The sequence below is a fragment of the Rhodopseudomonas palustris genome (assembly GCF_034479375.1).
In the GTDB taxonomy this organism is placed as follows: Bacteria; Pseudomonadota; Alphaproteobacteria; order Rhizobiales; family Xanthobacteraceae; genus Rhodopseudomonas; species Rhodopseudomonas palustris_M.
In genome coordinates, this window is sequence record NZ_CP140155.1 from 1,348,353 (window position 1) to 1,361,689 (window position 13,337).

General features: G+C 65.7%; 13 protein-coding genes. 11 read left to right on the top strand and 2 right to left on the bottom strand.

Annotated features, from left to right (window positions below; all coding sequences use genetic code 11):
* Positions 1-8: 8 nt before the first annotated feature.
* Positions 9-341 (bottom strand): iron-sulfur cluster insertion protein ErpA, encoded by a 333-nt coding sequence (erpA, locus tag SR870_RS05950; RefSeq protein ID WP_322517099.1) that lies wholly within the window; start codon positions 339-341, stop codon positions 9-11.
* Positions 342-449: 108 nt separating this feature from the next.
* Here erpA and SR870_RS05955 point away from each other — a divergent pair, with 108 nt between their 5' ends.
* The 11 genes from SR870_RS05955 (at position 450) to SR870_RS06005 (ending at position 12,616) form a co-directional block, all read left to right on the top strand.
* Positions 450-1,664 (top strand): deoxyguanosinetriphosphate triphosphohydrolase, encoded by a 1,215-nt coding sequence (locus SR870_RS05955; RefSeq protein ID WP_322517100.1) that lies wholly within the window; start codon positions 450-452, stop codon positions 1,662-1,664.
* 51 nt (positions 1,665-1,715) lie between these two features.
* Positions 1,716-3,509, top strand: coding sequence for an arginine--tRNA ligase (gene argS, locus SR870_RS05960; protein ID WP_322517101.1), 1,794 nt, complete (start codon positions 1,716-1,718; stop codon positions 3,507-3,509).
* Positions 3,510-3,610: 101 nt separating this feature from the next.
* Positions 3,611-5,149, top strand: a complete 1,539-nt coding sequence (locus SR870_RS05965; RefSeq protein ID WP_322517102.1) for an SPOR domain-containing protein — start codon at positions 3,611-3,613, stop codon at positions 5,147-5,149.
* Positions 5,150-5,197: 48 nt separating this feature from the next.
* The gene (gene nagZ, locus SR870_RS05970; RefSeq protein ID WP_322517103.1) at positions 5,198-6,223 is read left to right on the top strand and encodes a beta-N-acetylhexosaminidase; all 1,026 of its coding nucleotides are present in this window, start codon (positions 5,198-5,200) and stop codon (positions 6,221-6,223) included.
* Positions 6,220-7,050 carry a segregation and condensation protein A gene (locus SR870_RS05975; protein WP_011441634.1) on the top strand — a complete coding sequence of 277 codons (831 nt, stop codon included), beginning with the start codon at positions 6,220-6,222 and terminating at the stop codon, positions 7,048-7,050. The genes nagZ and SR870_RS05975 overlap by 4 nt, the downstream gene beginning before the upstream one ends.
* Before the next feature lie 20 nt (positions 7,051-7,070).
* Complete coding sequence (gene scpB / locus SR870_RS05980) at positions 7,071-8,147, top strand: SMC-Scp complex subunit ScpB (protein WP_322517104.1); 1,077 nt, start codon at positions 7,071-7,073, stop codon at positions 8,145-8,147.
* A 150-nt stretch (positions 8,148-8,297) separates the two neighbouring features.
* Positions 8,298-8,537 (top strand): twin-arginine translocase TatA/TatE family subunit, encoded by a 240-nt coding sequence (locus tag SR870_RS05985; protein WP_322517105.1) that lies wholly within the window; start codon positions 8,298-8,300, stop codon positions 8,535-8,537.
* Positions 8,538-8,700: 163 nt separating this feature from the next.
* Positions 8,701-9,267: a Sec-independent protein translocase protein TatB gene (tatB, locus tag SR870_RS05990; RefSeq protein ID WP_322517106.1), complete on the top strand. Its 567-nt coding sequence runs from the start codon at positions 8,701-8,703 to the stop codon at positions 9,265-9,267.
* Complete coding sequence (gene tatC / locus SR870_RS05995) at positions 9,264-10,082, top strand: twin-arginine translocase subunit TatC (protein ID WP_322517107.1); 819 nt, start codon at positions 9,264-9,266, stop codon at positions 10,080-10,082. Before tatB ends, tatC begins: the two co-directional genes overlap by 4 nt.
* 288 nt (positions 10,083-10,370) lie before the next feature.
* Entirely contained in the window at positions 10,371-11,858 is a 1,488-nt protein-coding gene (serS, locus tag SR870_RS06000) for a serine--tRNA ligase (protein WP_322517108.1), read from the top strand.
* A 167-nt stretch (positions 11,859-12,025) separates the two neighbouring features.
* Entirely contained in the window at positions 12,026-12,616 is a 591-nt protein-coding gene (locus tag SR870_RS06005) for a CAP domain-containing protein (protein WP_322517109.1), read from the top strand.
* 292 nt (positions 12,617-12,908) lie between these two features.
* On the opposite strand, the gene SR870_RS06010 is transcribed toward SR870_RS06005, so the two are convergent.
* Complete coding sequence (locus SR870_RS06010) at positions 12,909-13,187, bottom strand: hypothetical protein (RefSeq protein ID WP_322517110.1); 279 nt, start codon at positions 13,185-13,187, stop codon at positions 12,909-12,911.
* Between the last annotated feature and the right edge of the window lie 150 nt (positions 13,188-13,337).

Consider the following 13,337-nt stretch of genomic DNA (forward strand, 5'->3'; position numbering starts at 1 on the left):
CTGCTCGCTCAGATCGAAAAGCTCGTCCCGCAGCCGCAGGACGCCGTGGCGTTCGGGTTGTTGACCCGGAACGAGGCGCCGATCAGATCGTCGACGAAGTCGACTTCGGAGCCGGCGAGGAACGGCACCGACGCGGAATCGACCAGCACCACCGCGCCGTCGCGCGCGATCACGACATCGTCGTCGGTTCTGGCGCGATCGACGTCGAACTTGTACTGGAAGCCCGAGCAGCCGCCGCCTTCGACGCTGATCCGCAGCATCGCGCCGTCGCCTTCGCCCTTCAGGATCTCGCCGATCCGGCGCGCCGCCCGTTCGCTGATGGTGACGCTTGAGTCGGTCATGTGTCGCTCCATATCCCCTCGGGGGATTGTGCCGTCATTGGATTTGCATGCAAGCCATAGTTAAGTGCAGCGTGCCGCAGAATCAAACGGGTCGGGGGTAGCTTCAGCGTGTCGGTCGGAATGGCAGCTCCTCGCGCAGCCTTCAGCTGCGATCCGGACCGTAGCCGCGGCCGGCAGTTCGCCGAGCCGCCGAGCAGCAACCGGAGCGCGTTCCGCCGCGATTGCGACCGGGTGATCCATTCCAATGCCTTCCGCCGGCTGAAGCACAAGACCCAGGTCTTCGTGTTTCACGAGGGCGACCACTATCGCACCAGGCTGACACATAGCCTCGAGGTGGCCCAGATCGCCCGCGCGATCGCACGCCAGCTCGGCCTCGACGAGGATCTGACCGAAACGCTGGCGCTGGCGCATGATCTCGGCCATCCGCCGTTCGGCCATGCCGGCGAACGCGCGCTCGACGCTTGCCTGCGCGCGCACGGCGGTTTTGACCACAATGCGCAGACATTGCGGGTGCTGACGGCATTGGAGCACCGTTATCCGGATTTCGACGGGCTGAATCTCACTTGGGAGACGCTGGAAGGCGTGGTCAAGCACAACGGCCCGCTCACCGACCGCGCCGGCCGGCCGCTGCCGCGTTATGCCGAGAGCGGCGCACCGATCGGCATCGTCGAATTCAGCCAGCGCTTCGACCTCGAATTATGGAGCTTTGCCTCGCTCGAAGCCCAGGTCGCGGCGCTTGCCGACGACATCGCCTACGACGCCCACGACATCGACGACGGTCTCCGCGCCGGGCTGTTCCGGGTCGATGATCTGCGCGCCGTGCCGCTGACCGCCTCGATCATCGACAAGATTGGTCGGCGCTATCCCGCTCTGGACGAGAGCCGGCGGGGGGCGGAACTGGTGCGCGAGCTGATTTCGCATCTGATCAGTGCTGTCACGGCCGAGACGATGCGGCGGCTCGGCGAGGCGGCGCCACGATCGGCCGAGGACGTGCGCCGTGCCAGCACGGCGATGGTCGCCTTTCCGGCCGAAACGGCCGCTGCGGAGGCCCAGATCAAGACGTTTCTTTGGACCCATATGTACCGCGCCGAGCGCGTGATGGCGGTGATGAACGACGCCGAGGCGATCGTCGCCGACCTTTTCCGGCGCTATTGCGACCACCCGGACGATCTGCCGCCGGACTGGCTGCCGGCCGACGGCCCGGTCGCCGAATGCGAGGCCGACCGCTTCCGCCGGATCCGAAATTTCATCGCCGGCATGACCGACCGTTACGCGCTGACCGAACATCAGCGGCTTTTTGACTCGACCCCGGATTTGCGTTAGGCGGCCGGACCGGCCGACTAGGGCCAATTCCCTTTTTCAGAACTGAAATCCATGCCCGATCAAGCGATCCCGACGCATCTTTTCGCCCAGATTCTCGCGCGTGTGCACGCGGCCTGTGTCGCGCTCGCCGGCGAGGACACGCTGCCTGAAGGGGTGGATCTGTCGCGCATCGTGGTCGAACCACCAAAGGACGCCTCGCACGGCGACATGGCGACCAACGCCGCGATGGTGCTGGCAAAGGACGCCAAGGCCAAGCCGCGCGATCTCGCCGAGAAGATCGCCGAGAAGCTGCGGGCCGAGGACCAGATCGCAGAGGTGGTGATCGCGGGACCGGGCTTCATCAATCTGACGCTGAAGCCGGCGGTGTGGGCGCAGGCGCTACGCGCGGTGCTCGACGCGGGCGCCAGCTACGGCCGTAGCCGGATCGGCGGCGCCGAGAAGGTCAACGTCGAATACGTCTCCGCCAACCCCACCGGGCCGATGCATGTCGGCCATTGCCGCGGCGCGGTGTTCGGCGATGCGCTGGCGAATCTGCTGGAGACTGCCGGCTACGACGTCACCCGCGAATACTACATCAACGACGCCGGTGCGCAGGTCGACGTGCTGGCGCGCTCCGCGTTCCTGCGCTATCGCGAAGCGCTCGGCGAGCCGATCGGCGAGATCCCGGAAGGACTGTATCCGGGCGACTATCTCGTTCCGGTCGGCACTGCGCTTGCCGCCGAACATGGCCCAGCGTTGAAAGAAATGACTGAGCCGCAGTTGCTTTCGGCGGTACGCGCGAAAGCCATCGCGATGATGATGGAGATGATCAGGGCCGATCTCGCCGCGCTCGCGATCACGCATGAGGTGTTCTTCTCGGAGCGTTCGCTGATCGAGGGCGAGCGCAATCGGGTCGCCGACACCATCGATTTCCTGCGCGCCAAGGGCGACGTGTATCAGGGCCGTCTGCCGCCACCGAAGGGCGCGCCGGTCGAGGACTACGAGGACCGCGAGCAGACGCTGTTCCGCGCCACCGCCTATGGCGACGACGTCGACCGGCCGCTGCTGAAGTCGGACGGCTCCTACACCTACTTTGCTTCCGACATCGCCTACCACAAGGTGAAGTTCGACGCCGGCTTCGGCAACATGGTCGACGTCTGGGGCGCCGATCATGGCGGCTACATCAAGCGGATGCAGGCTGCCATCACCGCGGTCACCGGCGGCGAGGGCGCGCTCGACGTCAAGATCGTCCAGCTCGTCCGCCTGCTGCGCAACGGCGAGCCGGTGAAGATGTCCAAGCGCTCGGGCGATTTCGTCACGCTGCGCGAGGTGGTCGACGAGGTCGGTTCCGACGCCGTCCGGTTCATGATGCTGTTCCGCAAGAACGATGCGGTGCTCGACTTCGACCTCGCCAAGGTGATCGAGCAGTCGAAGGACAACCCCGTTTTCTACGTCCAGTACGGCCATGCCCGTGGCCATTCGATCTTCCGCAACGCCAAGGAAGCGTTCCCGGACCTGCCAGACGCGACCGAGGATCGCATCGCTTTCCTGAAGGCCGCGGACGTGGAGCGGCTGACCGACCCTGTGGAGCTCGATCTGCTGCGACGTCTGGCGCTGTTCCCGCGCACCATCGAGGCCGCGGCGCTGGCCCACGAGCCGCACCGGGTCGCTTTCTATCTCTATGATCTCGCCAGCGAATTTCACGCGCTCTGGACGCGCGGGCGCGATTTGCCTCATTTACGCTTCATTATCAATAATGATGCAGAGATTACCAAGGCGCGACTGGCAATGGTCCAGGGCGTCGTCTCGGTTCTGGCATCTGGGCTTGCCATTCTCGGCGTCACTGCGCCGGACGAGATGAGGTAGGGGGACAGCCGGTCAGATGGGGATCTGTGGCGGCTTTTGAGAGCAGTTGATCTTCTGCGTAAGCGGGTTTGGCGGCTTTCCCGAATGGGACGCGACATCACATGACCAACCGATATCAGGACCGACCTTACCCGGCGGACGACGAGGACCACTCGGCCTACGCCCAGCGCAAGCCCGAGAATGACCCGCTCGCAGAACTCGCGCGCCTGATCGGTCAGACTGATCCATTCGGGAGCGAGGCTCCGCCGTCCGGTCGACAGTCGTCGCGAGCGACCGACTTTCGCCTGAGCAGCCCTCCGCCGCCACCGATCGAGGAGGATGGGCTGCCGCCGACGCCGTCGTGGTTGCAGCATCGCCGTGCCGCCGATCCGGAACCTGCGCCGCCGCCCGCACCCGAGCCGGACTTCAGCCGGCCGCCGTCGTTCGTCACTGCCGTGTCTCCGCGGCTGGCCGATCCCGGCTACGACCAGACGCCCTTCGAGCCGCGATCGTTCGACCAGAGTGTTTTCGAGCAGGCGGCCGAGGTGCCGAATTATCACGACCCGCGCTACCCCGTGCAGCAGCCCTTGCCGCTGGAGCAGCCGCAATTCGTGCCCGCCCGCTACGACGATGCACTGTATGGCCAGCTCGATCCAGCGGAGGTGCGCCCGGACGCGAACTATCCCGAAGCGCCGTATGGCTACGATGACGGCTATGCCGACGAGCCGGACAGCCGTGCCTACAAGCCTCGCCGCAACAATATGATGACCGTGGTGGCGGTGCTCGCGCTCGCCGTTGTGGGCACCGGCGGCGCATTCGCGTATCGCAGTTTCACCAGCGGCCCCCGTACCGGCGAACCGCCGGTGATCAAGGCCGATACCAGCCCGACAAAGGTGATGGCCGCGCCATCCGCCTCCGCGGACGCTGCCGGCAAACCGATCCAGGATCGGCTGGCTGCCGGCAACAACATCGAAGCGCTGGTGTCCCGCGAAGAGCAGCCGGCTGACCCGGCTCGGGCGGGGCAGGGCACGCGCGTGGTGCTGCCGCAGCTCAATCAGAACCCAAATCCACCCGCAGTCTCAGCCGTCGCGCCCGGCCCGAAGCCGAACCTGGCGCCGCCGAACAACGGCACGCTCGCCGGCGAGGAGCCGCGGCGGATCAAGACCTTCAGCATCCGTCCTGATCAGGCCGATCAGGCCGCGGCACCGGTCAACGTCGCAGCTCCTGCAACCCGGCAGGCTGCCCGCGTGCCGGCTCCGTCCGCTCCCGCGCAGCGGCCGGCGACGCGCCCGCTGGAGGACGCCAACGCCTCCGCCGGTACTGCGCCATTGTCGCTGTCGCCGAATTCCGGCGGATCTCCGGCCCCTAATCAGCGGGTGGCCTCGCTGCCGGCCGCTGAATCGGCCGGCGCCGGCGGCTATGTGGTGCAGGTCTCGTCGCAGCGCAGCGAGGCGGATGCCAAGGCGTCCTATCGGACGCTGCAAGGTAAGTTCCCCTCCGTGCTCGGTCCGCGGTCGCCGGTGATCAAGCGTGCTGATCTAGGCAGCAAGGGCGTGTATTACCGTGCCATGGTCGGGCCGTTCGGCAGCTCCGAAGAGGCGTCTAGACTCTGCAGCAGTCTGAAAAGTGCCGGCGGACAGTGCGTCGTCCAGAGGAATTAACGGCCGTTTCCTTGACCCTGGAGGCGCGCGCGGGCTAAGCGGCCCTGTATGAGTTCGCGCGCCTTCATCACCGGAATATCCGGCCTTGGTCTCACCGACGACGAGCGCGGATTTCTCCGTGAATCGCGGCCGTGGGGCTTCATTCTATTCAAGCGGAACGTCGACAATCCGGCTCAACTTGCCGGATTGGTTCAACAATTACGTGCCGAGATCGGCCAGCCCGACGCCCCGGTCCTGATCGATCAGGAGGGTGGACGCGTGCAACGGCTCGGCCCGCCGCATTGGCCGGTTTACCCGCGCGGGGCTGTTTTCTCGGCGATTTACGATATCGATTCGCAGCTCGGTCTTGCCGCGGCGCGTCTCAGCGCCCGGCTGATTGCCGCGGACCTGTACGATCTCGGGATCACCGTCGACTGCCTGCCGCTCGCCGACGTGCCGGTGGCAGGCGCCGATGCCGTGATCGGCGATCGCGCCTACGGCACCGAGCCCGCCAAGGTGGCGGCGATCGCCCGTGCGGTCACCGAGGGCCTGGAGCAAGGCTCCGTGCTGCCGGTCCTCAAACATATCCCCGGCCATGGACGCGCCACCGCAGACAGCCATTTCCGCCTGCCGACGGTCGATACGCCCCGTGACGAGCTCGAACGCACCGATTTCGCCGCGTTTCAGCCGCTCGCCGATCTGCCGATGGCTATGACTGCACATGTTGTGTTTAGCGCCCTCGATCCCGCCCAACCCGCGACGACTTCTGCGACAATCATCGATCAGGTGATTCGCAAGCGAATCGGGTTCCAAGGATTGCTGATGAGCGACGACGTCTCGATGAATGCGCTGGAGGGCACGATCGCGGATCGCACGCGCGCGAGCCTCGCGGCCGGCTGCGACGTCGTCCTGCATTGCAACGGCAAGCTCGACGAAATGCGGCAGGTGGCCGCCGAGGCGACGGAGCTGACCGGCTTGGCGCTGCAGCGCGCAGAGGCGGCGCTGGCGTCGCGCAAGCCGCCGCAACCGTTCGACCGCAGAGCCGCACGCGCCGAACTCGAAACCTTGATCGTCCGCGCAGGGATGAGCGCATGACTGCTGAAATTCTGCAATTCGACACTGGCCGGCCTGCGGAGCAGGTCGACCAGGACGAGGCGCTCGTCATCGACGTCGAGGGCTACGAAGGCCCGCTCGATCTGCTGCTCACGCTGGCGCGGCAGCAGAAGGTCGATCTGCACAAGATCTCGATCCTGGCGCTCGCCGACCAATATCTGCTGTTCATCGAGGAAGCGCGAAAGATTCGCCTCGAGCTCGCCGCCGACTATCTGGTGATGGCGGCGTGGCTGGCGTTTCTGAAATCGCGGCTGCTGCTGCCGGAGCCGCCGGCGGCCGAAGGTCCGAGCGCCGAGGACATGGCGACCGCGCTCGCCAACCGGCTGCGCCGGCTGGAGGCGATCCGCGAAGCCGCCAACCGGCTGATGACGCGGCCGCAGCTGCAGCGCGAGATCTTTCCACGCGGCATGGCGGAGGCGATCGACGAGATCAAGCATCCGAAATTCACGGCGACGCTGTACGACCTGCTCAGCGCCTATGCGACGCAGCGCCAGTCGCGCGTGCTCGCCAGCGTGCATCTCGCGCGGCGCACGGTGTGGTCGCTGAGCGAGGCGCGCGCGTCGCTGGAGCGGCTGGTCGGCCTCGCCGAGGACTGGAGCCGGCTCGACGAGTATCTGCTGCGTTATCTCGCCGATCCTTCGCAGAAGGCAACGGTGCTGGCGTCGAGTTTCGCCGCGGCGCTGGAGCTGGTGCGCGAGGGCGAAGTCGAACTGCATCAGTCGGGGCCTCTCGCGCCTTTGTATTTTCGTAAGCGTCCGCCGTCTCCAGCGATGGAAGCGGCGGCCGTGCCGGACGTTCCGGCAGGGTAGTGGAAGAAGGAGAGCGAGCCATGGCAAGTCTGGCGGAGAAGCGCATCGTGGAGTTCGAACCCAAAGTCGAACAATCCGAGGTCAGCGCCGAACAGCAGCCGCAAACCCGGCCCGAGGAACTGCGCCTTCTGGAAGCCCTGCTGTTCGCCTCGACCGAACCGCTCGAACAGTCGGCGCTCGCCAAGCGGATGCCGGACGGCGTCGACATCAAGGCGGCGCTGGCGCAACTCCAGGCCGATTACGCGCATCGCGGCGTCAACCTGGTGCGCATCGCCAGCAAATGGACGTTCCGCACCGCCGGCGATCTCGCCTGGCTGATGACGCGCGAGACCACCGAGACCCGCAAGCTGTCGCGGGCCGCGATCGAGATGCTGGCGATCATCGCCTATCACCAGCCGATCACCCGCGCCGAAATCGAAGAGATCCGCGGCGTGGTGACTTCGAAGGGCACGCTCGACGTGCTGCTGGAGACCGGCTGGATTCGGCCGCGTGGCCGCCGCAAGACTCCGGGCCGGCCGCTGACCTTCGGCACCACCGAGAGCTTCCTGTCGCAGTTCAGCCTCGAGGCGCTGAGCGATCTGCCGGGCCTCGAAGAGCTGAAGGGCTCGGGTCTGCTCGACACCCGTCTGCCGACCGGCTTCAACGTGCCGACGCCGTCGGACGATCCGACGCTGCGTGAGGACGAAGACCCGCTGGAATCCGGCGATCTCGAATTGGCGCTGGCGCCGGTCGCCGACCCGGAATTCGACGAAGCCGGTGCTGCGGCTCAGGCGGCCGAGGCGGAGACCGCTTCTGCTGCGACCGTCGAGGCTGAAATCGGCGAATCCGCGACCGGCTTTGCCGAGACGTCCGAGGATCAGCCTGCGGAGGCCGAGGTCGGCTTCGCTGAAGCCGATGAGGACGGATCGGACGCCACGGATACCGGCGCCGCGAACGAGGCGGTGCCGGAGACGCTCGAATACGATCAGTTCGACGACGAAACGGGCGCGTCGGACGCGGCTGATACCGAAACCGCGGAGCTTGATACCGCTGAGGTCGACGAAACCGAGGCGGACGACGGCAACGGCGACAACAAAGACGGTCACGAGCCGGTCTGACTCGCGTTAAGCGCGACGACAGGAACCTCCAGCCGCGACGATCACGACGCCGTTGCCGCGGCTTAAATCCTTGTTTTTGGCCGCTCTTGCCCCTAGTTTCTGACAAAGGCCACGGGCTGGTGCGCCGGTCGAGTTTCGGGAGATTGCAGGATGGGTTCACTCAGTATCTGGCACTGGATCGTCGTTATCGCGGTCGTCCTGCTGCTGTTCGGTCGCGGCAAGATTTCCGACCTGATGGGCGACGTCGCCCAGGGTATCAAGTCCTTCAAGAAGGGCTTGCAGGACGATGAAAAGACTGCCGAAAAGCCCGACGCCGTGAAATCGCTCGATCACAACGCGACGGCCGGCGCGCAGCCGAATCGTACCGACGTCGGCAGCAAGGCGGTCTGACGCCGACGCCTTTGCCGGGCGTGTCGCGGGCTGATTTTGCTTGCGGCAAAGTGGTGGCAAAGCGAAGGCGCTTGTGGTCGCAAGCCGCCTCGGGCAGGAGTGATCGCTGAGGCGGCTGCCGATGTCGGCCCGCAAGCGCAGTTTGGCATCTTCGGCAGTTCTCATGTTCGACATCGGGTGGAGTGAACTGGTCGTGATCGGAGTCGTCGCACTGGTCGCGATCGGCCCGAAGGAACTCCCCGGCGTGCTCCGCATGGTCGGCCAGTGGATGGGCAAGGCGCGCAAGCTCGCCTCCGAATTCCAGGGCCAGTTTCAGGAAGCGATGCGCGAGGCCGAGATGGCCGACCTCAAGAAGTCGTTCGACGAGGTCAAGGAAGCGACCGCAGGCCTGTCGACCAACAACATGCTGACCAAGCTCGGCAGCGAGCTCTCCGAAGCCGCGGCAATCGACAAGAGTGCGCTCGACACCCCGCCGGTCGAGCCGACCACCCCGGCGCCGCCGACGCCCGAGACCTTCATCGAGGCCACCAGCCATCAGGCCGTCACCGGCGAGCCGCTGGCGATCGTCAGCGAGGCGCAGGCCGCGGGGCACGGCACGCTTCCGGTGCCGGCCGAAACCCACGCGCTCGCCACCAACGATCTGGCGCCGCCGGATCTGGCGCACCCCGCGCCCGCTCACAATTCCGACCCCGCCAACTCCGAACCCGCCAAGGACGCCAAAGCCTCATGAGCGCCGAGGACATCGAAGCCTCCAAGGCGCCGTTGATGGATCATCTGATCGAGCTGCGCTCGCGGCTGATCAAGGCGCTGCTCGCCTTCGGCATCGCCTTCATCTTCTGCTTCTTCTTCGCCAAGCAGATCTACAACGTGCTGGTGTGGCCGTTCGTCTGGGTCGCGGGCGCGGAGAATTCGAAATTCATCTACACCGCGCTGCTGGAATACTTCCTCACCCAGCTCAAGCTGGCGATGTTCGGCGCCGGCTTCATCTCGTTCCCGATCATCGCGACGCAGATCTACAAATTCGTCGCGCCCGGCCTCTACAAGCACGAGAAGAACGCCTTCCTGCCGTATCTGGTGGCGACGCCGGTGTTCTTCGCGCTCGGCTCGCTGCTGGTGTATTTCATCGTGCTGCCGATGCTGGTGCGGTTTTCGCTCGGGATGCAGCAGATCGGCGGCGACGAGACCGCGCAGATCCAGTTGCTGCCCAAGGTCGGCGAATATCTGTCGCTGATGATGTCGCTGATCTTCGCCTTCGGCCTGGCGTTCCAGCTCCCGGTGATCCTGACGCTGCTCGGCCGCATCGGCGTGCTGACCTCCAAGCAGCTCCGCGAGAAGCGGCGCTATTTCATCGTCGGCTCGTTCGTGATCGCCGCGGTGCTGACGCCGCCCGACGTCATCAGCCAGATGTCGCTGGCGCTGCCGCTGATGGTTCTCTACGAGGGCTCGATCTTCGCCGTGGCGTTCGTCGAGAGGGATCTGAAGGCCAAGGCGGCGGCGGCAGCATCGGCCGATTCGACCGAGGCTCCACCGCCGGCTGCGGGGTAGGACTCTCTACGCATTTTGCCGTCATCCTGAGGAGGCCGGCATCGCCCGAAGGGCGAGGCTGGCCGGCTCGAAGGATGGCCGCGGGCGCACTTGCCGCGCGCAGTCCGCGTCGCCGCATCCTTCGAGGCTCGCTGCGCTCACGCCTCAGGATGACGACTCAGGAGATGGTTGGCGAGCGCCTGACCATCGTCATGCCCGGCCTTGTGCCGGACACCCTCGTCTTTTACAGACCTTCCACCGCAAAACGTGGATGGCCGGGACGAGCCCGGCCATGACGGGGCCAATTCCATGCATGACATCAAAGCGATCCGCGACAATCCGGCTGCGTTCGACGCGGCGTTCACGCGGCGCGGGCTTTCGCCGATCGCGGACAGCCTGATCAAGCTCGACGAGACCCGGCGCACGGCGATCCTCGCCTCGGAGCAGGCGCAGGCGCGGCGCAATGCGGCGTCGAAGGAGATCGGCGACGCCAAGAAGGCCAAGGACAATGCGCGGGCCGATGCGCTGATGGCCGAGGTCGCCGAGCTCAAGCTCACCATGCCGGCGCTGGAAGAGGCTGTGAAGAAGGCCGACGAGGCGCTGAAGAAGGCGCTGTCGGAAATCCCGAACCTGCCGCTCACCGAGGTGCCGGAAGGCGCCGACGAGCACGGCAATGTCGAGCATCATCGCTTCGGCGCCAAGCGCAACTACGCGTTCACGCCGAAGCCGCATTACGATCTCGGCGAAGCGCTGGGGATGATGGACTTCGCAGCCGCCGCGAAGATCAGCGGCGCACGCTTCGTCGTGCTGAAGAAGGGGCTCGCGAGGCTCGAACGCGCGATCGGGCAGTTCTTCCTCGATGTTCACACCGGCGAGCACGGCTACACCGAAGTGAACCCGCCGCTGCTTGTCAAAGAGGAGGCGATGTTCGGAACGGCGCAAATGCCGAAGTTTGAAGATGATCAGTTCTGGACCGACCCGCGCAATCCTAACTGGGAATCCGAAGTCATGGACGCAATTAAGCGACATGCAAAAAGCTCACTGGGACCAGGTGAAGGGCCTTTTTCACGCGAATGGGTCGATCAATATGCGGAACGATTGATGGAGAGCGCCGCTTCGCTCTTTATGATTCAGAACTATTGGGAGACCACCGAGTTCGATGGTGTTCAACGCCTTGACAGGCGCCTCGGGCTCATCCCCACCGCCGAAGTCTCGCTCACCAATCTCGTCCGCGAATCTATCCTCGACGAGAAAGAGCTGCCGATGCGGCTGACGGCGTTGACGCCGTGCTTCCGCGCCGAGGCGGGTGCGGCGGGGCGGGATACGCGCGGGATGATCCGGCAGCATCAGTTCACCAAGGTCGAACTGGTGTCGATCACCACGCCGGAGCAGAGCAAGGACGAGCACGAGCGGATGCTGGCTTGCGCCGAGGAAGTGCTGCGCCGGCTCGGGCTGCACTATCGCGTCATGACGCTGTGCACCGGCGACATGGGTTTTGCCTCGCAGAAGACCTACGACATCGAGGTCTGGATGCCGGGGCAAGGGGAAGGCGGCGCTTACCGCGAGATTTCATCGTGCTCGGTGTGCGGCGACTTCCAGGCGCGCCGGATGGATGCGCGTTCGCGCGGGCCGGACGGCAAGCCGCGTTTCGTGCACACGCTCAACGGTTCCGGCACCGCGGTCGGCCGCGCGCTGATCGCGGTGATCGAGAACTATCAGCAGGAGGACGGCTCGATCGCCGTCCCCGACGCGCTGCTGCCCTATATGGGCGGGCTGAAGGCGATCGCGAAGGCGTAGGCGCGATGACTCTCCCCGTCATTGCGAGCCCAACGGGTCGGTGCTGTGCACCGCCCGATGACAAGCTCCGGCGAAGCAATCCAGAAGCGCCGTACTCGGCGCTGGATTGCTTCGTCGCGGAGCTTGTGCCCGGACAGCGCGTCGCGCTGATCCGGGTGCTCCTCGCAATGACGGTGCTGCTGGCGGGAGTTCTCGCGACTCCCGCTTTCGCCCAATCGCCGGCCGAACTGATCTCGCAGTTCCGCGCCAAGAACGGCGAGGGCGCGGTGACGCTCGACGCGACCCTGAATGCGGTCGCGCAGGAGCAGGCCAGCGCGATGGCGGCGAAGGACGTGCTCGATCACGACGTCGCAGGCTCGTTCACCGCGCGCGTGGCGCGATCGAACGCCGGCAGCGCCGCCGAGAACATCGCCTATGGATACGCCGATTTTCCGCGCACGCTCGGGCAGTGGATCAATTCGTCGGGCCACCGTCGCAATCTGTTGCTGAAGGGCGCCTCGAAAGTCGGCATAGCCAACGCCAAGAGCGCCAGCGGCCGGACCTATTGGGCGATGGTGATCGCCGGCGATTACGAGAAACCGAAACCGAAGCCTGAATCGAAACCGGCCAAGGACAAGGCCGGCAAGGACAAGCCTGCCAAGGACAAATCCGCCAAGGACAGGCCTGGCAAGGAGAAGTCTGGCAAGACCAATCCGAGCAAGTCGAAACCTCAGCCCAAGCGCGACTGCACCATCAAGCTGCTGGGGCTCTGCATCTGACCTCCATGTTCCCCGGACGCGCCGCGGCACGCAGTGCCGCTGCGCAGATCCGGGGTCCCGGTGAGGCGGGTGCGGTCGCATTTCGGTCGAATGTGCAACCGCTGCAGCCGCAACGATTCGTCCCCGCGCAGGCGGGGACCCATATCCCCTGGCTTTTCAAGTTGAAGACGGGCCTCTGCCGCAGCGATTCAATCGAGACGCTGCGGCGTATGGATCCCCGCCTGCGCGGGGACGACATGCTGATAGGCAATGGCCAAAACGCTGCGCGCTGCGCCGCGCCCGGGACGCGTGATCACTTCGACGCCACCTTGTGCGACTTCGCGGCGGCGAAGTCGCGGTCCATCACGGCGCGGCAGCCGGTCGAGAGCTTGGTGCGGTTGCTGCGCATGCAGGCGGTGATCTTCGGGATGCTCGGGATTTCCGACGAGCACAGCTTGAAGGCGTCGTTGGTGCACATCTGCGCGGCTTCCGAGCTGTAGGCGAAGCTCGCGCTCGAGCCTGCCGGGAGCAGGGCCGCGACGAGCAGCGCGAAACCGATTCGGCGGATCATTTGCGTGCGGGTGGCGGTCATGGTCGGCTCCCTTGGGTCGGCCGCGGCGCGGCGTGTCGATGGCTGAACCCTGCCAGCAACATTCTCCGACGACTGTGATAGGCATCACACGGAAGCGGCGGTCGCTATTTGCCTCTCGGTCGTCCGCCGGATAAGACCACGTCCATCACC

What these genes read in the sequence shown, in the direction of transcription:
- erpA (WP_322517099.1), bottom strand. Translation starts at nt 341, where the DNA reads ATGACCGACTCAAGCGTCACCATCAGCGAACGGGCGGCGCGCCGGATC.
- argS (WP_322517101.1), top strand. Translation starts at nt 1,716, where the DNA reads ATGCCCGATCAAGCGATCCCGACGCATCTTTTCGCCCAGATTCTCGCG.
- SR870_RS05965 (WP_322517102.1), top strand. Translation starts at nt 3,611, where the DNA reads ATGACCAACCGATATCAGGACCGACCTTACCCGGCGGACGACGAGGAC.
- nagZ (WP_322517103.1), top strand. Translation starts at nt 5,198, where the DNA reads ATGAGTTCGCGCGCCTTCATCACCGGAATATCCGGCCTTGGTCTCACC.
- SR870_RS05975 (WP_011441634.1), top strand. Translation starts at nt 6,220, where the DNA reads ATGACTGCTGAAATTCTGCAATTCGACACTGGCCGGCCTGCGGAGCAG.
- scpB (WP_322517104.1), top strand. Translation starts at nt 7,071, where the DNA reads ATGGCAAGTCTGGCGGAGAAGCGCATCGTGGAGTTCGAACCCAAAGTC.
- SR870_RS05985 (WP_322517105.1), top strand. Translation starts at nt 8,298, where the DNA reads ATGGGTTCACTCAGTATCTGGCACTGGATCGTCGTTATCGCGGTCGTC.
- tatB (WP_322517106.1), top strand. Translation starts at nt 8,701, where the DNA reads ATGTTCGACATCGGGTGGAGTGAACTGGTCGTGATCGGAGTCGTCGCA.
- tatC (WP_322517107.1), top strand. Translation starts at nt 9,264, where the DNA reads ATGAGCGCCGAGGACATCGAAGCCTCCAAGGCGCCGTTGATGGATCAT.
- serS (WP_322517108.1), top strand. Translation starts at nt 10,371, where the DNA reads ATGCATGACATCAAAGCGATCCGCGACAATCCGGCTGCGTTCGACGCG.
- SR870_RS06005 (WP_322517109.1), top strand. Translation starts at nt 12,026, where the DNA reads ATGACGGTGCTGCTGGCGGGAGTTCTCGCGACTCCCGCTTTCGCCCAA.
- SR870_RS06010 (WP_322517110.1), bottom strand. Translation starts at nt 13,187, where the DNA reads ATGACCGCCACCCGCACGCAAATGATCCGCCGAATCGGTTTCGCGCTG.